19 protein-coding genes are annotated in these 23234 nt (G+C 66.5%); 13 read left to right on the top strand and 6 right to left on the bottom strand.

The annotated features are described in order from the left end of the window. The first annotated feature begins 114 nt into the window (after positions 1 to 114). The 5 genes from MKD50_RS21950 to MKD50_RS21930 are packed head-to-tail and all read left to right on the top strand — an operon-like array spanning position 115 to position 5545. Positions 115 to 999, top strand: coding sequence for an FAD binding domain-containing protein (locus MKD50_RS21950; protein WP_252668630.1), 885 nt, complete (start codon positions 115 to 117; stop codon positions 997 to 999). Beyond that, complete coding sequence (locus MKD50_RS21945) at positions 987 to 1499, top strand: (2Fe-2S)-binding protein (RefSeq protein WP_240072801.1); 513 nt, start codon at positions 987 to 989, stop codon at positions 1497 to 1499. The genes MKD50_RS21950 and MKD50_RS21945 overlap by 13 nt, the downstream gene beginning before the upstream one ends. Next, positions 1499 to 3787, top strand: a complete 2289-nt coding sequence (locus tag MKD50_RS21940; RefSeq protein ID WP_252668686.1) for a xanthine dehydrogenase family protein molybdopterin-binding subunit — start codon at positions 1499 to 1501, stop codon at positions 3785 to 3787. Before MKD50_RS21945 ends, MKD50_RS21940 begins: the two co-directional genes overlap by 1 nt. Continuing rightward, positions 3784 to 4380 (top strand): UbiX family flavin prenyltransferase, encoded by a 597-nt coding sequence (locus tag MKD50_RS21935; RefSeq protein WP_252668628.1) that lies wholly within the window; start codon positions 3784 to 3786, stop codon positions 4378 to 4380. Before MKD50_RS21940 ends, MKD50_RS21935 begins: the two co-directional genes overlap by 4 nt. A 55-nt stretch (positions 4381 to 4435) precedes the next feature. Continuing rightward, positions 4436 to 5545, top strand: a complete 1110-nt coding sequence (locus MKD50_RS21930; protein ID WP_115705071.1) for a CobW family GTP-binding protein — start codon at positions 4436 to 4438, stop codon at positions 5543 to 5545. Positions 5546 to 5576: 31 nt separating this feature from the next. Here MKD50_RS21930 and MKD50_RS21925 read toward each other — a convergent pair whose 3' ends face one another. After that, positions 5577 to 6584: an AraC family transcriptional regulator gene (locus MKD50_RS21925; RefSeq protein WP_252668626.1), complete on the bottom strand. Its 1008-nt coding sequence runs from the start codon at positions 6582 to 6584 to the stop codon at positions 5577 to 5579. Positions 6585 to 7095: 511 nt separating this feature from the next. Here MKD50_RS21925 and MKD50_RS21920 point away from each other — a divergent pair. From MKD50_RS21920 to MKD50_RS21910, 3 genes are all read left to right on the top strand, one after another. Further along, positions 7096 to 8445, top strand: coding sequence for a nucleobase:cation symporter-2 family protein (locus MKD50_RS21920; RefSeq protein ID WP_252668624.1), 1350 nt, complete (start codon positions 7096 to 7098; stop codon positions 8443 to 8445). Between the two features lie 4 nt (positions 8446 to 8449). Next, positions 8450 to 9862 carry an amidohydrolase family protein gene (locus MKD50_RS21915; protein WP_252668622.1) on the top strand — a complete coding sequence of 471 codons (1413 nt, stop codon included), beginning with the start codon at positions 8450 to 8452 and terminating at the stop codon, positions 9860 to 9862. An 817-nt stretch (positions 9863 to 10679) separates the two neighbouring features. Next, positions 10680 to 10868, top strand: a complete 189-nt coding sequence (locus MKD50_RS21910; RefSeq protein WP_115711056.1) for a DUF1484 family protein — start codon at positions 10680 to 10682, stop codon at positions 10866 to 10868. Between the two features lie 110 nt (positions 10869 to 10978). On the opposite strand, the gene MKD50_RS21905 is transcribed toward MKD50_RS21910, so the two are convergent. Genes MKD50_RS21905 through MKD50_RS21895 form a run of 3 tightly spaced genes read right to left on the bottom strand, consistent with a single transcriptional unit; the run spans position 10979 to position 15393 of the window. Then, complete coding sequence (locus MKD50_RS21905) at positions 10979 to 12853, bottom strand: TRAP transporter large permease (RefSeq protein ID WP_252668620.1); 1875 nt, start codon at positions 12851 to 12853, stop codon at positions 10979 to 10981. A 38-nt stretch (positions 12854 to 12891) separates the two neighbouring features. Next, on the bottom strand, positions 12892 to 13911 hold the full coding sequence (locus MKD50_RS21900; RefSeq protein WP_240072830.1) for a TRAP transporter substrate-binding protein: 1020 nt from the start codon (positions 13909 to 13911) through the stop codon (positions 12892 to 12894). Positions 13912 to 13947: 36 nt separating this feature from the next. After that, positions 13948 to 15393 (bottom strand): mannitol dehydrogenase family protein, encoded by a 1446-nt coding sequence (locus MKD50_RS21895; protein ID WP_252668618.1) that lies wholly within the window; start codon positions 15391 to 15393, stop codon positions 13948 to 13950. Positions 15394 to 15664: 271 nt separating this feature from the next. Here MKD50_RS21895 and manD point away from each other — a divergent pair, with 271 nt between their 5' ends. The 4 genes from manD (at position 15665) to MKD50_RS21875 (ending at position 19337) form a co-directional block, all read left to right on the top strand. Continuing rightward, a complete protein-coding gene (gene manD / locus MKD50_RS21890; RefSeq protein ID WP_252668616.1) occupies positions 15665 to 16873 on the top strand; it encodes a D-mannonate dehydratase ManD in 1209 nt (402 codons plus the stop codon). A 33-nt stretch (positions 16874 to 16906) separates the two neighbouring features. After that, positions 16907 to 17941, top strand: coding sequence for a Zn-dependent oxidoreductase (locus MKD50_RS21885; RefSeq protein WP_252668614.1), 1035 nt, complete (start codon positions 16907 to 16909; stop codon positions 17939 to 17941). A 1-nt stretch (position 17942) separates the two neighbouring features. Beyond that, positions 17943 to 18875: a sugar kinase gene (locus MKD50_RS21880; RefSeq protein ID WP_252668612.1), complete on the top strand. Its 933-nt coding sequence runs from the start codon at positions 17943 to 17945 to the stop codon at positions 18873 to 18875. 141 nt (positions 18876 to 19016) lie between these two features. After that, positions 19017 to 19337 (top strand): 2TM domain-containing protein, encoded by a 321-nt coding sequence (locus MKD50_RS21875; RefSeq protein ID WP_025585803.1) that lies wholly within the window; start codon positions 19017 to 19019, stop codon positions 19335 to 19337. Between the two features lie 37 nt (positions 19338 to 19374). On the opposite strand, the gene MKD50_RS21870 is transcribed toward MKD50_RS21875, so the two are convergent. Together MKD50_RS21870 and MKD50_RS21865 are read right to left on the bottom strand one after the other, a co-directional pair. Beyond that, on the bottom strand, positions 19375 to 20136 hold the full coding sequence (locus tag MKD50_RS21870) for a LytR/AlgR family response regulator transcription factor (protein ID WP_252668610.1): 762 nt from the start codon (positions 20134 to 20136) through the stop codon (positions 19375 to 19377). A 14-nt stretch (positions 20137 to 20150) separates the two neighbouring features. Further along, positions 20151 to 21065: a sensor histidine kinase gene (locus MKD50_RS21865; RefSeq protein ID WP_252668608.1), complete on the bottom strand. Its 915-nt coding sequence runs from the start codon at positions 21063 to 21065 to the stop codon at positions 20151 to 20153. A 319-nt stretch (positions 21066 to 21384) separates the two neighbouring features. On the opposite strand from MKD50_RS21865, the gene MKD50_RS21860 reads away from it, so the two are divergent. Then, positions 21385 to 23217 carry a 3'-5' exonuclease gene (locus MKD50_RS21860; protein WP_252668606.1) on the top strand — a complete coding sequence of 611 codons (1833 nt, stop codon included), beginning with the start codon at positions 21385 to 21387 and terminating at the stop codon, positions 23215 to 23217. The last annotated feature ends 17 nt before the right edge of the window (positions 23218 to 23234 follow it).

Raw genomic sequence — 23234 nt, 5'->3', positions numbered from 1 at the left:
TTCCGGGTCTTTACCGATGAAGACCGGCCGCCCATGATGGATTCGACGGCGCGCGCCCCGCATGACCTCGGCAGGACCGGCAGCCGCCGCCGATGGCACAGACCAGGAGGAGCAATGAGAGCGTTTGAGTATTTCGAACCATCGACGCTGGCCGAAGCCTCGGCCATGCTGCACCGGTGCGGCGGCAAGGCCAGCGTGCTGGCCGGCGGCACCGATCTGCTGGTGCAGATCAAGGAGTCCGTGCGCAAGCCCGAGCAGGTCATCAACATCAAGAAGATCCCGGGCATGGACGTACTGACCTTCGATCCGGTCAACGGCCTGCGCATCGGCGCGCTGGTGACCACGCGCGCGGTCGAGACCTGCGGCTTCGTGCAGCGCCACTACGCCGGCCTGGCAAAGGCGGTGACGGATTTCGCCTCGATCCAGGTGCGCCATCGCGCCACCGTGGTCGGCAATGTCTGCCGCGCGTCGCCGTCGGCGGATTCGATCGCGCCGCTGGTCGCCGACGGCGCCTCGGTGCACCTGTACGGCATGTCCGGCTCGCGCGAGCTGCGTGTCGAGGATTTTGTCACCGGCGTCGGCAAGACTGCCATCGCGCCGGACGAGATCGTTACCCGCATCACCGTTCCGGCGCCTCGCGCCAACACCGGCAAGGTCTACCTGAAGCATGGCCGCCGCGTGCAGATGGAGCTCGCCACGGTCGGCGTGGCGGTTTCGCTGACGGTGCAGGCCGGCCACTGCGCCGATGCGGCCATCGTGCTGGCGGCGGTCGGCCCCACGCCCGTGCGCGCGCTGCGCGCCGAGCACGTGCTGCGCGGCCAGCGCGTGACCGACGCCCTGATCCTGCAGGCCGCGCACGCCGCCATGGATGAAGCACGTCCGATCAGCGACGTGCGCGCCAGCGAAGCCTATCGGCGGCAGATGGTCAGCGTGCTGACCCGCCGCGCCCTCGAACAAGCCCTGGAGGCCGCCTTGCGCGGAGCATCATGCGAAAAATGATCGAACTCGTTATCAACGGCGAGCCGCGCGAACTGGCGGTGGCACCGCACAGCACGCTGCTCGACGCCCTGCGCCACGACGCCGGCCTGACCGGCACCAAGAAAGGCTGCGACGTGGGCGAATGCGGCTCGTGCACCGTCATCATCGACGGCCGGCCGATGAACAGCTGCCTGGTGCTGGCGCCCGAGGCGCACGGCTGCCACATCACCACCATCGAAGGCGTGCAGCCCGCGCCCGACACCGTGCATCCGCTGCAGGAGCAGTTCATGCGCTGCGGCGCCGCGCAGTGCGGCTTCTGCACGCCGGGCTTCGTGGTGATGGCCAAGGCGCTGCTGGACGACAACCCGCATCCCACGCGCGACGAGATCCGCTTTGCCATTGCCGGCAATATCTGCCGCTGCACCGGCTACACCAAGATCATCGAGGCCATCGAGCAGACCGCCGCGGCCATGGACCCCGCCGGGTGCGTACACCGTACCCGCGCCAGCGAGGAGGCATGATGAGCCACGCCGTGATCGGACACAGCGTCAAGCGCACCGACCTGCTCGACAAGGTCACCGGCAACGCCAAGTACGTTGCCGACATGCACTTCCCCGGCCTGCTGTACGGCAAGATCAAGCGCAGCAGTGTCGCCCACGCCCGCATCCGCCGCATCGACGCCTCGCGCGCGCTGGCGTTGCCGGGGGTCAAGGCCGTGCTGACGCACGAGGACGTGCCGCGCGTGCTGCATGCCGGCTCGCCGCATCCGCGCTCGGCGTCGGTGACCTGCGACCAGTACATCCTGGACGACAAGGTGCGCTACTGGGGCGAGGGCGTGGCCGCGGTGGCGGCGGTCAGCGAAGAGATCGCCGAGCGCGCGCTCGAGCTGATCGAGGTCGAGTACGACACGCTGCCCGCGGTCTTCACCACCGAAGACGCGGAGCGCTCCGACGCACCGCGCATCCATGAGCGCGAGCCCGGCGGCAACCTGGTGCTGCCGCCGGTGATCGTCAGGCGCGGCGATGTCGAGGCCGGCTTTGCCGAGGCCGACTTCATCCTCGAAGGCGTCTACGAGGGCGGCCGACCCACCCCCGCCTACATGGAGCCCAACGTGCTCACCTGCAGCTGGGACGGCAACGGCAACCTGACGGTGTGGATCTCGACCCAGACCGCCTTCATGGTGCGCGGCATCATGGCCGAGGTGCTGGGGCTGCCGCTGCACAAGGTGCGCGTGCTGGTCGACCACATGGGCGGCGGCTTCGGCGCCAAGCAGGACCTGTTCCAGCATGAATTCCTGTGCGCGCTGCTGGCGCGCGAGACGCGCCGGCCGGTGCGCATGGAATACACGCGCGAGGAAACTTTCCTCGGCGGCCGCACGCGACATCCGGCAAAAATCTGGCTGAAGCAGGGCTTCCGCAACGACGGCACCATCACTGCGCGCCAGGCCAGGGTGGTGTTCAATTCCGGCGCCTACGGCTCGCACGGCCCGGGCGTGACCAATGTCGGCACCGCCGCGCTGGTATCGCTGTACCGCTGCGACAACGTGCTGCTCGAAGGCCGCTGCGTCTACACCAACAGCCCCATTGCCGGCGCCTTCCGCGGCTACGGCGTGGTGCAGACCTACTATGCGCTCGACGTGCAGATGGACGAGGCCGCCGCGCACCTGGGCATGGATCCGGCCGAACTCAAGGTCAGGAATGCCGTGCGCGAAGGCGATATCGCGCCGTCCAACCATCCGCTGATCGGGCACGGCCTGGAGGCCTGCATCGAGCAAGGCATGGCACTGCTCGACTGGCCCGCGCTGCGCCGCCGCCCGCGCGACACCACCGGCCCGGTCCGCACCGGCTGGGGCCTCGGTTGCGAGATGCACGGCAGCAGCGCCTATCCGGGCATCAAGGAGCAGGGCAACGCCATCATCAAGATGAACGAGGACGGCACCGTGGTGCTGCTGACCGGCGCGGCCGGGCTGGGCACCGGTGCGCATACCGCGCTCGCGCAGATCGTTGCCGAGGAACTGACGTTGCCGTTCGAGGCGGTATCGGTCGTGCACGGCGACACCGACGTGGTGCCCTGGGACATCGGCGCCTTTGCCAGCCACACCACCTACATGGTCGGCAAGGCCGCGCAGATGGCGGCCGGCGAAATCAAGCGGCAGCTGTTCGAGCGCGCCGCGAAGCTGATGGAGTGCGAGCCCGAGGCCCTGACGCTGGCCGACGGCGTCATCGCCGTGCGCGACCGCGACGGCCCCACGCTGACGGTGCGCGAGGCGGTGATGCCGCGCAAGGGCATTCCTGCCGCGCAGCTGGTGGGCACTGCCACCTACCACCCGACCAAGTCTTATTCGTTCGCCGCGCATTTTGTCGAAGTCGCGGTCGATACCGAGACCGGATTCATCACCGTGCGCCAGGTAGTGCCGGTGCACGACGTCGGCAAGGTCATCCACCCGGTCGCGGCCGCGGGCCAGATCGAAGGCGGCATCCAGCAGGGCATCGGCCATACGCTGTACGAGGACTACCAGATCGACATGCGCACCGGCCGCTCGCTCAACGCCAACTTCGTCGACTACAAGATGCCGCTGGCGATGGATATGCCCGAGATCCGCACCGTGATCCTAGAAGCCGCGCCGGATCCCGGCGGCCCGTTCGGCGCCAAGGGCGTGGGCGAAGACCCGATCGTCGCGATCGGGCCGGCGATTGCCAACGCGGTGTTCGATGCCATCGGCGTGCGCTTCCGCCACTACCCGATCAAGCCCGAGCAGGTGCTGCAGGCGCTGGCGGAGAAGGCGGCGCGGGAAGGCGGGCGCGCATGAGCCGCAAGCAACGCCTGGTGGTCGCCATCACCGGCGCCAGCGGCGCGGTGTACGGCGTGCGCATGCTGCAGGCGCTGGCGGCGCTGGACGGCTGGGAGACCCACCTGGTGTGCTCGCCGTCCGGCCTGCTGACCGCGCATCATGAGCTGGGCCTGCAGCGCCCGCAGATCGAGGCCATGGCCGACGTGGTGCACAACGTGCGCGATATCGGCGCCACCATCGCCAGCGGCTCGTTCCGCTGCGACGGCATGGTGGTGGCGCCCTGCTCCATGCGCACGCTGGCGGCCATCGCCACCGGGCTGGCCGACAACCTCCTCACCCGCGCCGCCGACGTGATGCTCAAGGAGCGCCGCCGGCTGGTGCTGCTGGCGCGCGAGACCCCCTTCCACCTGGTGCACCTGCGCAACATGACCACGGTGACCGAGATGGGCGCCATCGTGCTGCCGCCGGTGCCGGCCTTTTACGCGCATCCGCAATCGGTGGACGACATCGTCGACCACACCGTGGGGCGCGTGCTGGACTTGTTCGACGTGCCGCACGACGGACTGGTGGCGCGCTGGCAGGGCCTGCGCCCCAGCGTCGCCACCGCTTGAAGAGAACTTCCGCCTCGCGCTCGCGGGGAACGCAGCACCCTAATCAGGAGACAACATGAACGCACCTGCCGTCGCACAACAGCCGCCCGTCCCGGTCACCATCCTTACCGGCTTCCTCGGCTCGGGCAAGACGACGCTGCTCAACCACATCCTGACGCAGAAGCACGGCCACCGCATCGCCGTGATCGAGAACGAGTTCGGCGAGGTCGACGTCGACTCCGACCTGGTGATGACCTCGGACGAGGAGATCTACCAGATGACCAACGGCTGCATCTGCTGCGTGGTCGATGTGCGCACGGACCTGGTGCGCATCCTGCAGAAGCTGCTGGAGCGCCCCGAGCGCTTCGACCATATCCTGGTCGAGACCAGCGGCCTGGCCGACCCGACCCCGGTGGCGGCCACCTTCTTCATGGATAACGAAGTCGCCAGGCAGGTCACGCTCGACGGCATCCTGACGCTGGTCGACGCGGTGCATATCGAAAGCCATCTCGACGACCCCCAGCTGACCGGCTTCGACAACCAGGCCGTCGACCAGATCGTCGCCGCCGACCGGGTGATCCTCAACAAGACCGACCTGGCCGACGCCGTGCAGCTCGACCGGCTGGAAGCCCGCATCCATCGCCTGAACGAGGGCGCGCAGATCCTGCGTTCCAATTTCGCGCAGGTGGACCTGGGCAAGATCCTGGGCATCGGCGGATTCACGCCGGGCACGATCCAGGCGCAGGTGCACGACGACCACGATGCTCACGGGCACGCCGGCCACGCGCACGATCGGCACGACGCGCAGCACGACCACGTATGCGACGAGCACTGCGAGCACGCGCACGATGACGACAGCCACGGCCACCGCCACGACCCGTCGGTGACCTCGGTTTCGCTGGTGTTCGACCAGCCGTTCGACCGCCAGCGCCTCGAGCATGGCCTGAAGGCACTGCTGGCCGCACAGGGCGACGATGTGTTCCGCATGAAGGGTATCGTCGCGGTGGAGGGCGATGAGCGCCGCTACGTGCTGCAGGCGGTGCACCGGCTGATGGACCTGCACCCCGCCGAGGCGTGGGGTACGGAACCGGCGCAAAGCAAGTTCGTATTCATCGGCCGCCATCTCGACAAGCTGCGGCTGCAGACGCTGCTGAAGGTGTGCCTCCCGGTGGCGCACGCGGCCTGACTGCCCTGGCGGCAGCGGGACTGGCTTGGCGTCAGTCCCGCTGCAGCGCTGCCGTGCGCAAGGTCTGCGACGGCAGCTCGCCGAACTCGCGCCGGTACTCGCGCGAGAACAGGCTCAGGTGGCTAAAGCCGTGCCGCAGCGCGATCGCGCCGACCATGCCCTTCTCGGGCCGTGCGCGCTGCAGGTCGGCGCGCGCGCCATGCAGCCGCAGCAGCCGCAGGTACTCCATCGGTGTGGTGTCCTTGCTCTTGCGGAAACCCAGCTGCAGCGTGCGCGCCGACACGCCGCAATGCGCGGCGATCTGCTCCAGCGTCAGCGGCTGGTCCAGGTTGGCACGCAGATAGGCAATCGCATGACGCACGTAGTCAGGCAGCACCGCTTCGAAGCGGCGCGGCAGCATATTGCCGTCGGCGGCAAAGCGGTCGAGCAGCAGCGTCGACAGCACGATGCGCTCGATGCTGGCATCGACCGCCGGCACGCCGCCGCCTTCGCGCCGCACCCGCGTTTCCGCGCGCAGGTAGCCCACCAGCGCCTGCCAGCGCTCGGCACGGCCATCGTCCGCCACTGGCTGCATGTCGAATTCGATCGGCGCCGGCGGCTCGAAGCTGAACTGGTGGCGAAACGCCTCTTCGATCAGCTGGCGGCGGATCACCACGCTGAAGCGCTCGCAGCCCGGATCCAGCGACAGCGTGGTCGGCACGGTGGGCGAAAACACAAAGGTCGCCCCGGGCGGCATCAGCATCGCGCCACGCGGCGTTTCCACGCGGCAGGTGCCGGCCAGCACGGTCTGGATCACGAACTCGTCCTTGTTCGGCTGCGGCTCGATCTGCACCGCCTGGTTGTAGGCGATGGTCACCAGCGTGAGCCGGCCGATGGTGCTGGTATCGATGCGCGCATCGAGCGCCGCATCGTCCTGCGCCGCGCGCAGCCGCGTGGGGCCGAATACGCGGCCGGACAGCGACTGGATGCGATCGAGGTCTCCACCGCGGCCAAGGGGCGAACGAGAGGGTGCGGCGAACCATCCGGCAGTGGGTGACATGGCGTTGGAAAAAAGGTGAACGGATCAACGGCTACCGCTCCATCAACATCCGACTGTTTGCACCCCTCTCCCGCTTGCGGGAGAGGGGCGGGGGAGAGGGCAGGAGCTTGCAATTGCGATGCAGTATCAAAAGCCACCGGCGCAATGGCTCCCAGCCATACATACCACCTCGCTTTCGCACACGCTGGCCCTCGCCCCCAACCCCTCTCCGAGGGGTGCAAACAAGCGGACCACGGCAAGCGCATCCATCCTATGGCCACCCCCGCCCTCGCGCAACCCAAGGGAAACCCCTGATCCCCCCGGCGCGCATTTTGCAAGCCCGCTTGCGGCCCCGTGCCACGGCCTTCGCAATAACGCTATGACGGCATGCGGCGCATCACTACTGTGCAAGGCATGCGTGGGCCATGCGCCGCGCATGGCACCGTGACGGACCGAGCCCGGCAACCACAGACCGGGCCAGCCGCCGCCGGCATGGCGCACTTTTCCCCAGTACGCGGCAGGAGACCACATCATGCAAGCAGCGGTTCACCCCGTCGACCAGATCCTGCCGGCACGCGCCATGGCGTCGCTCGGTTTCCAGCACATGCTGGTCAGCTACCTCGGTGCCATCGCGGTGCCGATGATCGTCGCCGGCGCGCTCAAGATGACGCCGGCGCAGACCACCATGCTGATCAGCACCGCGCTGTTCACCTCCGGCATCGCCACGCTGCTGCAGACCGTGGGCTTCTGGAAGTTCGGCGTGCGCCTGCCGCTGATGCAGGGCGTGGCGTTCAGTTCCGTGGGCCCGGTCATCGCCATCGGCACCGATCCCACGCTCGGCTTCAACGGCGTTTGCGGCGCCATCATCGCCGCCGGCGTGATCGCGATGTTCCTGGCGCCGGTGATCGGCAAGCTCAAGCGCTTCTTCCCGCCAGTTGTGAGCGGCTGCACCATCACCGCGGTCGGCCTGTCGTTGTTCCCGGTTTCGTTTCACTGGTTTGGAGGCGGAAGGGGCGCGCCGGATTTCGGCGCGCCCATCTTTTTCCTGGTCGCCTTCGGCGTGGTGGCACTGATCCTGCTGATCAACCGGCACGGCGGCGAACTGGTGCGCAACCTGTCGGTGGTGATCGGCCTGCTGGCTGGCGGTGCGGTAGCGTGGATGCTGGGCATGGGCAGCTTCGATGAAGTCACGCGCGCGCCGTGGTTCACCATGGTGACGCCGTTCGCATTCGGCATGCCCACCTTCAACATCGGCGCCATCACCACCATGGTGATCGTGATGGTGGTGCAGATGGTCGAGTCGATGGGCCTCTTTGTTGCCGTCGGCGACATCGTCAAGCGTCCGCTGACCGAGCGCGATGCCACCCGCGGCCTGCGCGCCAACGGCCTGGCAAGCGCCATCGGCGGCATGTTCGCGGCGTTCCCGTACATCGCCTTCATGGAGAACGTGGGGCTGGTCATCGTCACCGGCGTGCGCAGCCGCTGGGTGGTCGCCACCTGCGGCGTAATGCTGTGTGCGGTGGCGCTGGTGCCCAAGATCGGCGCGCTGTTTGCATCGATCCCCGCCGCCGCGCTGGGCGGCGCCACCATGGTGATGTTCGGCGTGGTCGTCGCCGCCGGCATCAAGACGCTGGGCGAAGTGGAGTACGAGCGCAATCCCAACAACCTCTCCATCGTTTCCATCACGCTCGGCTGCGCAATGATGCCGGTGATGCTGCCCGGCATGCTGGAGAAGCTGCCCGGCTTCCTGCAGCCCTTCGTCCATAGCAGCGTGATCATCGCCTGCGTGGTTTCCGTGGTCCTCAACCTGATTCTCAACGGCCTGCCAGCCCGTGAAGCCGACGAGCTGCCCGCCAGTGCCGACAACGTCCAAGGGGTCTGACAACATGGTGCACAACACCAACGCCACCAACGCCACCAACGCGCCGGCCGGCGCGCTGCTGATCCGCAACGCCGCCGCCGTGATGACCGGCCGCGCGGGCGCCGCCGCGCGCGCCGGCGCCGCCGACATCCGCATCCGCGACGGCCGCATCGCCGAGATCGGCATCAGCCTGCCGCGTCACGACGGCGAAGCCCTGCTCGACGCCAGCGGCTGCGTGATCTATCCCGGCTGGGTCAACACCCACCATCACTTGTTCCAGAACCTGCTGAAGGCCGTGCCCAGCGGCATGAACGCCGGACTCGAGCAATGGCTGGCGGCCGTCGCCTACCCGCGCCTGGCGCGCTTCAGCCCCGAGATCTTCCGCACCGCGGTGCGCCTGGGCATGGCGGAGTTGCTGCTGTCCGGCACCACCACTTGCGCCGACCACCACTACCTGTATCACCACGGCCACGGCGCGGAGACCGGCGACGTGCTGTTCGAGGTGGCCGAAAAACTCGGCATGCGCCTGGTGCTGTGCCGCGGCGGCGCGATCCAGTCCGCCTCCGATCATCCCGGCATGCGCGCCACCGCGCTGGTGCCCGAGACGCTGGACGAAATGCTGGCCGATATCGAACGGCTGAAATCACGCTACCACGACCCCGCCCCTGACGGCCTGCGCCGCGTGGTGGTGGCCCCGACCACGCCCACCTTCTCGCTGCCGCCCGCCCTGCTGCGCGAACTCGCCGCCTTTGGCCGCGGCATGGACCTGCGCCTGCATTCGCACCTGTCCGAGACCGACAACTACGTCAGGTTCTGCCGCGAGAAATACCAGTGCACGCCGGTGCAGTTCGTCGCCGACCACGACTGGCTGGGACCCGACGTTTGGTTCGCGCACCTCGTCACCGTCAATCCGGAGGAAATCCGCATGCTGGCCGTGACCAACACCGGCATGGCGCATTGCCCCGTCAGCAACGCACGCCTCGGCAGCGGTATCGCGCCGGTGCGGGCGATGGCGGATGCGGGCGTGCCGATTTCACTCGGCGTCGATGGCGTTGCTTCCAACGAGTCGGGCAGCATGGTGCATGAGGCCAACTTCGCCTGGCTTGTACACCGCGCCCTCGGCGGCGCCGCGCAAACGCGAGTCGAGGAGGTGATTCATTGGGGCACTGCCGGTGGCGCGCAGGTTCTGGGGCTGCCCGGTATCGGCACGCTTGCGCCGGGACAATCGGCGGACCTGGCGATCTATGACGTCAGCGGGCTGCGGTTTCATGGATTCCATGACATCGGCACCGCGCCGGTCGCGGCTGGGGAGCCGACGCCTGTGCGTGATGTGCTGGTGCGGGGGCGGCAGGTGGTGCGGGATGGGGCGGTGGTGGGGCTGGATTTGGAGAAGTTGAGGCGGGAGGCGCGGGAGGCGTTGGTGTCGCTTGTGGATTGAGCGGGCTTAACTCACGACACCATCACGTACGCTGCCCCGAAACTTCCAATACCCGATGTAATTCCCTGGATGCGTAAGTTGCAAAGCTCCCCGCCCGTACCATGGCGCATACCAGTTGTTCTTTCCACCGACCTCTACGAAGGTACTCAGCCAGATCGTTTCTTGTACCGAGTTGCCTAAGAAGACGGCAAGACGCCGCCGCGTAGTTACCCCATATTTTCGCCACATGGTGTTCAACTGCTTATAGTGGAATGCGATCAACGTCCCGGCCCTAACCTGTGCTGCTTCATAAACTATCTTGGCCGGAATTCCTGCCCCAATGCCTCGCAGCATCCTAGCCGGCACGGCCTGCCTGAGCTCATCAACACTAAGCCACAGCGCCCGACGGGGATCCGGATTCGAAGCCCGATATTCATCTCGATCAAATATCCAGAGCTTTTGTCCCTTCAACGGGACGAATTCTCGGTTCGAATGCGCACTTAGGATTTCGGCTATTTGCTAACGTGCGAGCCTCGGGCAGGATGCGGCGTCCGTATAGGAATGCGAACTGTCTTATCGCGTCGCGTGCCGTGCCGCGAGAGACTGGGGCTGTCATCGAACAACGGTGACCGAGTGTGGAAACTCGATGTCTCAACCGAACGGTCGTCCATGACGACCGTTCTTGCCTATACGTGCAAGCCACCCATGGCGGGCCGGATGAGGCAGCCGAAAGGCTGACCGGCAATAGTTGTGACACCGGTTTCCACCCTCGTCGTCAGGCCCGCCGCCCTCCCCTTGCGTCGCGCGGCGGACCTTCATGCAACGATTGGAGGATCCTATGTCGGAAATCGATCTATCTACGGCGCGGTACAGTCTCTTGGCGGTGGCAGCAGGCATTGATGGGGTACTTGCCTTGCTGGAGCAGCAGAGTGAATGGTGGGAAGGCGGCTTTGCGGCGTTTTGCCTGTTGGGATTGGTGAAGGCGCAGTTGGAGCGGGTGCTGGAGGACGATCTGCCGGCCTCTTGATGCTGGCCGCTTGCTGGACATTGCGGTTAAGCGCGTCTCCTCTCGCTTGTTATCTCCCTCTCCCGCAAGCGGAAGAGGGAGATAACAGCACCAACCAGCATAATGTCCAATTACAAAAACCCAATCGAAAACCAAGGCACCAACGTCAACAAAACCAGCGCCACAAACAGCGCCGCCATATGCGGCCACACCTTTGGCATCGCCACGTCCGGCGACACGCGCCCGATCGCGCAGGCAGCATAGAACCCCACGCCGAACGGCGGCGCGAACAACCCCAGCCCCATCGCAAAGATCACCACCATGGCGTAATGCACCTCATGCACGCCGACCAGTTTCGCAATCGGGAACAGCAACGGCCCGAACAGCACGATGGCGGGGATGCCTTCGAGCAGGCTGCCCAGGATCACGAACGCCAGCGCCGACACCAGCAGGAAGCCGGTCTTGCCGCCGGGAACGGCCGACAGAATTTCCACCAGGTCTTGTGCGAAGCCGGACTGGGTCAGCGCCCAGGCCATCGCGGTGGCACAGCCCACGATCAGCAGGATCGCGCCCGACAGTGACGCCGTGTCCAAGAGCATCGGGTAAATTCGGCGCCAGTTGAACTGGCGGTACACCAGGACCCCTGCCACCACCGCATAGAAGACGCCAATGGTGGATACCTCGGTGGCGGTGGCCACGCCCTCCACCACGGCCGTGCGAATGATGACGGGCAGCGCCAGCGCCGGCAGCGCAACCAGCAGCGCCTTCACGATCGCCGGGCGGGACGGCCGCGGTACGCGGCTCATGTCTTCTTTGCGGGTCTGGAACCAGACCACCAGCGACATCATCACCAAGCCCACCGCCGCTGGCATCAGGCCACCGATGAACAGCGAGGTGATCGACACCCCCGTTACCGATCCCACGGTAATCAGCACGATGCTGGGCGGGATGGTTTCGGACATCGCGCCCGAGGCCGACAGCAGCCCGATCAGGTCGCCGTCCTTGGCACCGCGCCGCTTCATTTCGGGGAACAGGCTTGGCGCCACGGCGGCCATGTCGGCGGCCTTTGCGCCGGAGATCCCGGAGACGATATACATCGCGCCGAGCAGCACATACTGCAAGCCACCGCGCAGATGGCCGATCAGGCTGACCAGGAAGTGGATCATCGCGCGCGCCAGGCCGGTCATCTCGATCAGCGCGCCCAGGAAGACAAAGAGCGGCACCGCCAGCAGGATCAGGTGGGACATGCCTTCCTGCATGCGGTTCGGAATGATGGACAGCGGCGTGGTGGTCGACAGCGACAGGTAGCACAGCGTGGCCAGGCCGAAGGCGAAGGCGATCGGTACGCCGATTGCGACGCATGCGACCAGCATCAGCAGGAAGAAGATCACCAGGTTGACATTGCCCAGCGTCATCAGCGTCGGCGACAGCAGCCACAGCAGGCCGCCGCACAATGCCACCATCAGGCCGGTCGCCGCCACCGGCTTCCAGTGCGCCGAAAGCAGGCGCAAGATTGCCGCCACCAGCATCAACACGACGCCGGCCAGCACCGCGGCGGCGCGGTAGCCTTCACTGATCTCCAGCGTCGGCGTCGACACCTCGAGGTGCTCGGTCAGATGCTCCCACGCCGGCCGCAGTAACAGCGCCAGGAATGCCACCACCAGCCACATGCCGAGCGCATCCACCCAGGCGCGCCTGGCCGGCGGCAGGGCCTTGATAAAGGTGGTCAGCTGCATGTGCGAGCCGCGGTCCAGCGCGATGATGGCGCCGAGCATCGCCAGCCACAGGAACAGGATGCTGGCCAGTTCATCCGTCCAGGGCACCGGTTGATGCAGGGCGTAGCGCGCGAACGCGCCGCCGCCCAGCAACAGGATCTCTGCCAGCACGATCAGCGCAGCCGGCACCTGCACCACGCAGGTCATCAGGCGGCGCCAGCACGCTGCGGCGGCTGACGGCGTTGACCGCGCCAATGGCGCCGGCGCAATGGCTTCAGCGGTGTGCTCCATCGATGTCTCCTTTCCTGCTTTATTGTTTGTGCCAGCCGTCATGCGAGAGGGCCCGCATATTTCTCCAGCCTGGACCATGCGTCGTCGCCGTACTTCTTCTTCCACTCGGCATAGAAGCCGGCGCCTTGCAGCAAGGCACGGAACGGCGCGGGATCGGGCCGGTTGAAGATGATGCCGAGGCGGCTAAGCTCGGCTTGCGCATCGGTATTCAGGCGCGCGATGTCCTCGCGCTGCTTCAGCGCCGCCGCGGTGAAGTGTGTCGTGATGGCGGTCTGCACTTCGGCTGGCAGCGCCCGAAATTTCTTCGCGTTGCCGAAGATGAAGTGACCATCCCAGGTGTGTCCGGTGAGCGCGCAGAACTTCTGCACTTCAAAGAGCTTGGCGCTGCGGATCAGCGCAAGCGGGTTCTCCTGCCCATCGACGACGCGGGTCTGCAGCGCCGAATACAGTTCGCCGAACGGGATGGCCGTGGGCGACGCGCCGAGGGCCTTGAACATCGAGATCCACAGCGGAATGCCGGGCACCCGCACCTTGAAGCCCTTCAGATCCGCCGGCGTGTTGATCGGCCGGCTCGCCGAGGTGATGTTGCGATAACCGTTGTCCAGGCATTTGTCGAAGACGTGCAGATTCACCTTGCCCAGGGCAGCACGCACATAGGCGCCGACGTCCCCGTCCATCGCGGCCCAGACCGTGGCGTAGTCCTTGAAGGCAAAGGCCACGCCGTTGATGCCGGCGGTCGGCACCAGAGTCTGCAGGTTGGTGCCGGCCGTCGACATGAAATCCATGGCACCGGTCCGCACCTGCGCGATCATGTCGGGCTCGCTGCCCAGCTGGCTGTTGGGATAGACCTGCAGGTCGACCTTGCCGCCGGTGTCCTGGCGGATCGCCACCGCCGCCTGCTGGATCCGCAGCGTGCCCGGATGGTCGGCGGGAAATGCGGTGCCATACTTCAGGCGGATGGGCGCGGCCTGGGCCAGCACGTGTGCAGCCGGCAGGGTCATCGCCAGCGTGCCGGCGGCTAGCGCGCCAAAACGGCGTCGGGTTAACAGAACGGCCATGGTGGGGTGGTCTCCTCGTTGTCGGTTGGGGATGGCTCAGGTCGACAGCAGCGCGGCGGCGCCGCCGGCGCGCAGCACCGCCAGGTGACGGGCCAGGCGATCAGCCAGCGGCGCGGGCCACGGCTCGCTGCCAAAGACAGGGGCGTGCGCGAGTGCCTGGCTGACGGCGTCGGCATCGCTGTTGGCGTCACGCAGGCACGCCGCCAGCGCGGGCGCGCCCGGGTCGTTGAAGGCAAGCGCGTGGCCGCTATCGCTGCGTGCGCTGCGCAGGCAATGCAGCCAGGCCGCAAGCGCGCGTTCCAGCCAGGGCCGCTCGGTGCCGGCACTGGCGCGCAGCGCGGGCAACCAGCGCACCGGCACCTTCTGCGTGCCGTCGGCAGCAATCTGCGCGGTGCGATGGTCGAGCGCGGCATTGCGCAAGCGCTGCAGCAAGGCCTCGCTGTAAGCGGCCACGTCATACCCGGGCGGCGCTTGTACGGTGGCGCGCAGGTCAGCCATCACACCGCGGGTGAAGGCGCCGACCAGCGGATCGTCCATGGCTTCGGCAACGGTCTGCAGCCCGCACAGTTGCCCCGCATAGGCGATGGCGGAATGCGTGCCGTTGAGCAGCTGCAACTTCATCGCCTGGAACGGCCGGACATCGCCTGTCATCAGCGCGCCGCCCGCTTCCCATGCCGGCCGGGGCCCGGCAAAGCGATCCTCGATCACCCACTGCGTGAAGGCTTCGCAGACGATTGCGGCCTCGTCGCGCAAACCCAGGCGGCGCTGCGCGTCACGGCGCGATGCCGGTGTGGCAGCGGGGACGATGCGGTCCACCATGGTGTTGGGGAACGCCACGTCGTCGCGCACGCGGCGCGCCAGCGCGGGGTCCGTCAGCGCTGCGAACTGCGCCAGCAGCTTGCGCAGCGTGTCGCCGTTGGTTTGCATGTTGTCGCAGCAGACGATGCTGAGCGGCGCCCCGGCGGGTCGACGGCGCAGTCCGGCAGCCAGTACGCCGAGGGTGCTCCTGGGCGTGCCGGGATGGGCCAGGTCGTGTCGGATATCGGGATGGTCCGTATCCAGGTCGGCGCTGGACGGATGCTGGCAGTAGCCCTTTTCTGTCACGGTGCAGGTCACCACGGCGATGCCGGGATCGGCCAGCGCTCCGAGCACCTCCGCCAGCGCATGCGGGGCATACCACGCCTGCACCACGGCGCCGACGATGCGCGTCGTGGCCGCAGCGCCTTCGCATTCCGTCACCGAATACAGGAAGTCCTGTGCCGCCAGCGTGCGCGGTGTGCGGGGCTCCCGCAGGCTGACGCCGACAATGCCCCAGCGGCTGTCGCCGGCGCGGATCGCGGCCTCGGTGTACAGCGCCTGGTGCGCGCGATGGAAAGCGCCGAGGCCCAGATGCAGCACGCCGCGCGACAAGCGGCTGCGATCGTAGCCGGGCTGTTGCACTTCAGCGTTGGCGCGGCAACTGTTGCGTTGCGTGAGCCTCATCGGCGGTACCCCGGCAAGTCAGACGTCAGCAGCATCATGCGCGCATCCAGCGTTGTCTTCGATGCGATGAAGTTTGCACGCAGCCGTCGTGTCCAACGTGCGGGGCTTTCGCGATTCAACTGCGGCAAACGCTGCATTTGATTGCGGAATCGGCCGTACTCCGCCGCAATCCGCCCGCAGTACTCTGGCCAGCATCCACACCGATGCGGGCGTTGCGCAACCATGCGGCGCCGTCGGGCCACGACAACGACGATCCGGCCGGAGACACCCTTTGAAGATCGAACAGATAAAAACCATCGTCACCTGCCCGGGGCGCAACTTCGTGACGGTCAAGGTGGTCACCGATGCAGGCGTGTACGGACTGGGCGACGCCACGCTCAACGGCCGCGAGCTGGCAGTACGGGCGTACCTGGACGAGCATGTGATCCCATGCCTGATCGGCCGCGATCCGCGCAGGATCGAGGACATCTGGCAATACCTCTACCGCGGCGCCTACTGGCGGCGAGGTCCCGTCACGATGACCGCCATCGCCGCCATCGACATGGCGCTGTGGGACATCCTCGGCAAGCTGGCCGGCATGCCGGTGTTCCAGTTGCTGGGCGGGCGTAACCGCCATGGCCTGATGGTGTACGGTCACGCCACCGGGCGCGACCACGCCGAGGCTATCGACGCGGTGCACCGCCATATCGAGCAAGGCTACAGGGCGATTCGGGTGCAGTCAGGCGTGCCTGGCTTGTCCAAGGTGTATGGCGTCGGCACCCAACCCGGCCACTATGAACCGGCGCAGAAGGGCCTGCCGCCGGAAGAGCCCTGGGACACCTCGCTGTACCTGCGCCACACGCCGGAACTGTTCCGCAAGGTGCGCGAGGCCGTCGGCTTCGCCCCGCATTTGCTGCACGATGCACACCACCGGCTGACACCGATAGAAGCGGCCAGCCTCGGCAAGGCGCTGGAGCCCTTCAGCCTGTTCTGGCTTGAAGATCCAACGCCGGCCGAGAACCAGGAGGCGTTCCGGCTAATTCGCCAGCACACCACTATCCCGCTCGCAGCCGGTGAAGTCTTCAATTCCCTGTGGGACTGCAAGGACCTGATCGGGCATCAGCTGATCGACTACATCCGCACCACCATCGTCCACGCCGGCGGGATCACGCATGTGCGCCGCATCGCGGATTTCGCCGCGATCCACCAGGTGCGCACCGGCTTCCACGGCGCCACCGACCTGTCGCCGGTGTGCATGGCGGCGGCGGTCAACTTCGGGCTGTGGGCACCGAATTTCGGCATCCAGGAACTGATGCCGCATGGCGCGCTGATCGACGAGGTGTTTCCACACAACTACCGGCTGGAGGACGGCTACCTGGTGATGGACGACGTGCCGGGCCTTGGCGTCGATATCGACGAGGCGCTGGCGGCCCGGTATCCGTACGAGCGCGCGTACCTGCCGGTGGCGCGGCTGCGCGACGGTGCGATGTGGAACTGGTAGCCGCCGCATCAGTTGACCGAACAAGGAGCAAGCATGTTGAGCATAGTCGTCGAGCAACCGCATCACATGGCCGTGCGCGAGCGGCCCAACCCATGCCCTGCCGAGGGCGAGGTGCGCGTGCGCGTCCGTCTTGCCGGCATCTGCGGTTCGGACCTGCACATCTTCCATGGCAAGAACCCGTTCGCGACGTATCCGCGCGTGATCGGGCATGAGTTCGCCGGTCACATCGATGCTGTCGGCGCTGGCATCAGCGCGGACCGCATCGGTGAGCGGGTGGTGGTGGATCCGGTGGTCAGTTGCGGCCAGTGCCATGCCTGTCGCATCGGCCGGCACAATGTCTGCCAGCGGCTCCAGGTGATCGGCGTGCACCGCGATGGCGGCTTCAGCCAATTCGCCTGCGTGCCAGCACGTAACGCCTACACGGTGCCCGACAGCATGTCGACCGCCAGTGCCGCGGTGATCGAGCCGTTTGCCGTGGCGGCCAACGCCACCCACCGCACCGGCGTGCTGCCCTCCGACGTGGCACTGATCTACGGTGCCGGGCCGGTCGGCCTTAACCTGCTGCAGGTATTGAAGCGTGTGTATGGCGTACGCACCTTCATCACCGACCATGTCGACGAGCGGCTGGCCCTCGCGCGCGGCTGCGGCGCGGCAGAGGACGAGATCATCAACACCGCGCGCGAGCCGCTGGCCCGGGCCCTCGAACGCCGCGGCGTGGCGGGTGGGCCGACGCTGATCTACGACGCGGTCTGCCATCCCGCCATCCTGCAGGAAGCCGTGGCCATGGCCGCGCCGGCGGGGCGCATCGGCGTGCTGGGTTTTTCCGCCACGCCATCTGCCCTGCCGCAGCAGGCGCTGACCAGCAAGGAACTGACCCTGTACGCATCGCGCCTGAACTGCGCGATGTTTCCCACCGCGATCGACTGGATCGCGCGCGGGCTGGTGGACCCGGGCCGGATCGTCACGCACCAGATCAACTTCCGCGACGTGGCCGGCGCCTTCGATCTCGCCGAAAGCCACCCGCGTGCCTGCTGCAAGGTGCTGCTCGACCTGGGCGAGGACGCCTGAGATGCGCGCGGCATTCGACATCGTCGCGCTCGGCGAGCCCATGGTGGAGTTCAACCACACCGGCCCGCGCGATTCGCGCACCTATGTGCAGGGCTTTGGCGGCGATACCTCCAACGCCATCATCGCCGCGGCACGCCAGGGGGCGCGGTGCGCCTACGTGACCAGGCTGGGCGACGATGAATTCGGCCGCATGTGCCTGTACCTGTTGCGCACCGAGCACGTCGACACCAGCGGCGTCGTCATCGACCCCTCGGCACCTACCGGCCTCTACTTCGTCCATCACGGGCCGGATGGCCACGCCTTCACCTACCGGCGCGCGGGTTCCGCCGCGAGCCGGCTGCAGCCAGCGGACCTGCCGGTCGCATTGCTGGAGCGGTCCGCGTGGCTCCACGTTTCCGGAATCAGCCAGGCCATCAGCACCTCGGCCGCGCGTACCGTGCGCGAGGCCATCCGCATCGCCCGCCAGGCGGGCACCAAGGTGTCCTACGATCCCAACCTGCGGCTTACGTTGTGGCCATTGGAGCGCGCCCGTGACGTCATCCTCGCCACTCTTCCGCTGTGCGACTTGTTTCTGCCCAGCCTGGACGACGTGCGCCAGCTTGCCGGCATCGACGATCCCGCCGGCATCATGGACTGGTGCCACCGGATGGGCGCACGGCAGGTGGTCTTGAAGCTGGGCCCGAAAGGTTGCCTGGTATCCGACGGCGGACCGCTCACCGCCGTAGCACCACTCCGCGTCAACGCGGTCGACGCGACCGGCGCCGGCGACTGTTTCGACGGCACTTATCTCGCGCGGCTGGTGGCCGGGGATGACGCTGTGTCCGCTGCGCGATGGGCGGCGGTGGCGGCCGCCCTCGCCACCACGGGCCAAGGCGCCGTGGCCCCCCTGCCAGGCGTGCAAGCCGTCTGGAATGCGCTGAAAGCGCAAGCCTGAAGGTGGCGCCGCCGCGACATTCACCCTGAGCGCGCCCCCACTCGCGAACGAAATCCGTCGATTCAGCCCATGGGTCTGGAACGACGCCTGGTGGTGGCCTATACCTGTCGCATGCCAACCTTCCTGATGACGAGGTACCCCATGCACCACGCCTTCCCGCCCAACGACCCCAACGCCATGGCCTACTGGCGTGCGCGCCGCATGGTGCGCGCCTTGCGCGGCTGGTATATCCACCTGCTGGTCTACGCCGTGGTCAATGCGTGGCTGTGGTTCCGCTTCTTCTACTTCCCGTCGCCGCCGTGGTCGCATTACGCCACCACCGGCTGGCCGTGGCCACTGACCACCACGCTGGCCTGGGGCCTGGGACTGGCGTTGCACGGATTGCTGGTCTGGACGCGGCTGTCGCGCCGAGGCCGCGACTGGGAACAGCGCAAAATCCAGGAGTTCATGGACCGGCACTAGTCGGATCCCCGGCCGCCGGCGCACGGCGCCGGCCGGCTTACATCTGCCGGAACCGATGCATGTAGGCGCGCGACACCGGCAGTTCGGCATCGCAGCCGCGCATCCTGACAAAGAGCCGGCCCGACTCGTCGCGCCGCGTGCCGGCCACGTACTCCATATTGACGATGGATGAGCGGTGGATCTGCCAGAACACCTCCGGGTCCAGCCCGGCCATCAGTTCCGCCAGCGGCGTGCGGATCAGGTGCTCGCCATCCCGGGTATGCACCACCACGTACTTGTCGTCGCTCTGGAAGTACATCACCTCCTGGATCGGCACGTGGCTGGTGGTATTGCCGCGGCTGGCGCGGACCCATCGCAACTGGGCGCCACCTTCCGCGCGCGGCTGGGCTCGGGTCAGCTGGTTCAGCAGCTGCGCCAGTTCGGGCAGGGGCGCGGCTTCCTGCAGCGCCTTGCGCAACCGCTCGATGGTGCGGCCGAGCCGTTCCTCGCTGACCGGCTTGACCAGGTAATCCACCGCCGCGCGCTCGAACGCATCGAGCGCAAATTCGTCATAGGCCGTGACGAACACGAGCCGCGTATCGGTTTCTATGCCCTGCGCAACTTCCAGCCCGGACAGACCCGGCATCTTGATATCGAGGAAAGCGACGCTCGGCGATAACCGTGCAATGGCATCGGCGGCCTCGATGCCGTTGGTCGCCTCGGCAACGATCTGCAGCTCCGGCCACAGGCGCTGCAGCTTGCCACGCAGGTATGCACGCAGGTGCTCTTCGTCATCGGCAATCAGGGCGGTTGGCATCATCGGGCGGCTCCGGTTCAGGATGCAGGCGGCAGCGGCAGATCGATCAGCACCGCGGTGCCGGGCGAGCGCTCTTCGATCCTGACGTGGGCATCGCCGTCATACAGCACCGCCAGCCGTTCGCGCAGATTCGACAGGCCGACCCCGGCCCCCACCGACGGCCGGAACCCCATGCCATCGTCCTCGATCGTCGCCAGCATGCGCGCGCCGCGCTGCTCCAGCCGGACCAGCAGCCGCCCGCCTTCGATCTTCGGCTCCAGCCCATGCTTGATCGCATTCTCGACCACCGGCTGCAGCAGCATCGGCGCCAGCGGCATCGGTTCGAGTTCCGGATCGACATCGACCGTGTAATGCAGCCGCTCGCCCATGCGGATGCGGATCAGCGCCAGATAGTCGCGCAGCAGCTTCGCCTCCTGCGCCACCGTGCCCTGCGTCGCACGGCTGGCGGCAAGCGACGCGCGCAGGTAGGCGATGAAATGCTCCAGCATCATCGTCGCCCTCTGCGGAGCGGGCTCGATCAGGCTGACCACGTTGGCCAGCGTGTTGAACAGGAAGTGCGGCTCGATCTGCGCCTGCAGCAGCTTCATGCGCGCCTCGACCAGCTGCTTCTCCGTCGACAGCGTGCGCACCTGTTCCTGCGCCATGTATTCGGCAATCTTGCGCTCTTCCCACCGCCGCCCAAGCACGCCCACACGACCCCAGGTCATGATGCCGTGCACCGCCAGGCCGATGCCCCAACCCATCAGCGGACCACCGGCCCAGGGCCGATGCGATGATCCCATCAGATGGAAGCCGATCAGCAGCGCGTTCACTACCACGTAGACCATGGCGTGCAGGTAGAAGAAGCGCAGCGCGCGCACGCGGTGGCGGGCTTCTTCGTAGGCACGTTGCTCGGGGGCGGCGCGCCAGAGGCGGGAGTGGGGGAAAGGCACGGGGGGTTGTTGGGGCGGCAATTGGGCGCAGGTTACCACTGGCTTCAGGGGTTCTCACATGGCGGTGCCGCAAATCGACAGGTTTGCGGTGTGAATCGACGGAAAACAGGTGCCGATGGCCGGCCGCCGTGCTTTCCGTTGGCGAGTCCATCGATACAACAGCAGCACGAATCACCAAATTTGCCGAACTAGCCACTGTTTTGGTTTTGTGCATACAATGGCCGCATTACAAGCCTGCCTGACCGCCGTCGTACTGGGTCCGCGACAACACGCCGCGGCCAGCGCAGTTTCTAACGGGCAATAAGAAGAACAACAGGACATGGCCACGCTGATTCCCGCGCTGGGTTCGGTCACTTCGCGCATGACCAGTGGAGAGAAACGCTTCGCCGAGCGTCTTGAGACCAAGCTGGAAGACGATTACCTGTGTTGGTATGACATCGCCATTGGCGAGAAAACCAGGCATCCCGATTTCATCGTCTTCCATCCCAGTCGAGGCCTGCTGGTGCTGGAGGTCAAGGACTGGCGGCTGGATACAATCCGGGACATCGACAAACAGGATGTCACGTTGCTGACGGATCGCGGACTGGTACGAGAGTTGAATCCCCTCGAGCAGGCCCGGCAGTACATGATCTATGTCACCAACCTGCTGCAGCGCGATCCGCAACTAGTCTGGCCCAGTGGCTCACTGAAGGGCAAGCCGTTCTTCCCTTATGGCTGCGGCGTCGTGCTCTCCAATATCACGCGGGCCCAGTTCGACAAGACCAACCTCGGCGACGTCCTGCCCCCGCATCTGGTGATCTGCCAGGACGAGATGTACGAAACGGTCGACACAGAACGCTTTCAGCAGCGCCTGTGGGAGATGTTCCCGGTCAAGTTCACCTTCAAGCTTTCCCTGCCGCAGATCGAGCGGATTCGCTGGCACCTGTTCCCGCAGATCCGCATGCCTGAGCAACGCGCGCTCTTCCCGGAGGACCTCGCGGAGCCGCTGGATATGCCTGACATCCTTCGCGTCATGGATCTCCAGCAGGAGCAGCTGGCACGCAGTCTCGGCGAAGGCCATCGGGTCATTCATGGTGTCGCCGGCTCTGGCAAGACGATGATCCTCGGCTACCGGGCTGAACATCTGGCAAAGATCGCCACGCGGCCAGTGCTCGTGCTCTGCTACAACAAGACACTCGCCGCCAAGCTGGCGGCGACGATGATCGAGAAAGGCATCGAAGAGAAGGTCCACGTCTACAACTTCCATGCGTGGTGCGCGCGGCAGTTGGAGGCTTACAGCATCGACCGCCCCAAGGGCCGCCCCAGCGACGCGCTGTTTGAGGAAATGGTGAACCGGGTTATCCAGGGCGTGGACCGGAAGGCGATCCCCGCCAGTCAGTACGACGCCGTGCTGATCGATGAGGGGCACGACTTCCGGCCCGAGTGGTTCAAGCTGGTCGTCCAGATGGTGAATCCGGAGAGCAATTCGCTGCTGGTGCTCTACGACGACGCGCAGTCCATTTATGGCGGCGCCAGAAAGCGCGGGATGACCTTTGCCAGCGTGGGCATCCACGCCCGAGGCCGTACGACCATCCTCAAGCTGAACTACCGCAATACGCAGGAGATACTGGCCGTCGCGCGCAGCTTTGCGGAAGAGCTGCTGCGGCCGACCGATGCAGCCGAAGACGAAGTGCCTACCGTGCAACCTGTCGGTGCGGGGCGACGCGGCAACAAACCGCTGCTGATCGAATTGCCGACTGCAGAGGCGGAAGCTGAGCGCATTGCGCAGATCCTGACTGACGAAAACCGGGCTGGTACGCCGTGGTCAGAGATGGCGGTGCTCTATCGCCATTGGGACACGGTTGGACACGTCACCAGCGCACTGACGCGCAAAGGCATTCCCTACGAATGCCCTCAGATCACCAAGCGATTTACGCCCGGCGCGGACAGCGTCAAGGTGATCACTATGCATAGCAGCAAAGGATTGGAATTTCCGCTGGTTTGCATTCCGGCCATCGGGATGCCGCATAAGCATGATGAGGCGGAGGAAGATGAGGCGCGACTGGTGTACGTCGCCATGACGCGGGCTACCAGACAATTGGTATTGACACATGGCGCAACATCGCGGTTCGCGGGGAAGCTACGGGATGCCGTGGCCCGGCTCTCCTCTTGAATAACCCCTCGGACACC

This window comes from Cupriavidus mimosae, assembly GCF_023952485.1.
GTDB lineage: Bacteria > Pseudomonadota > Gammaproteobacteria > Burkholderiales > Burkholderiaceae > Cupriavidus > Cupriavidus taiwanensis_C.
The sequence above is the reverse complement of the archived record's forward strand: the minus strand, read 5'-3'. Positions and strand labels throughout refer to the sequence as shown.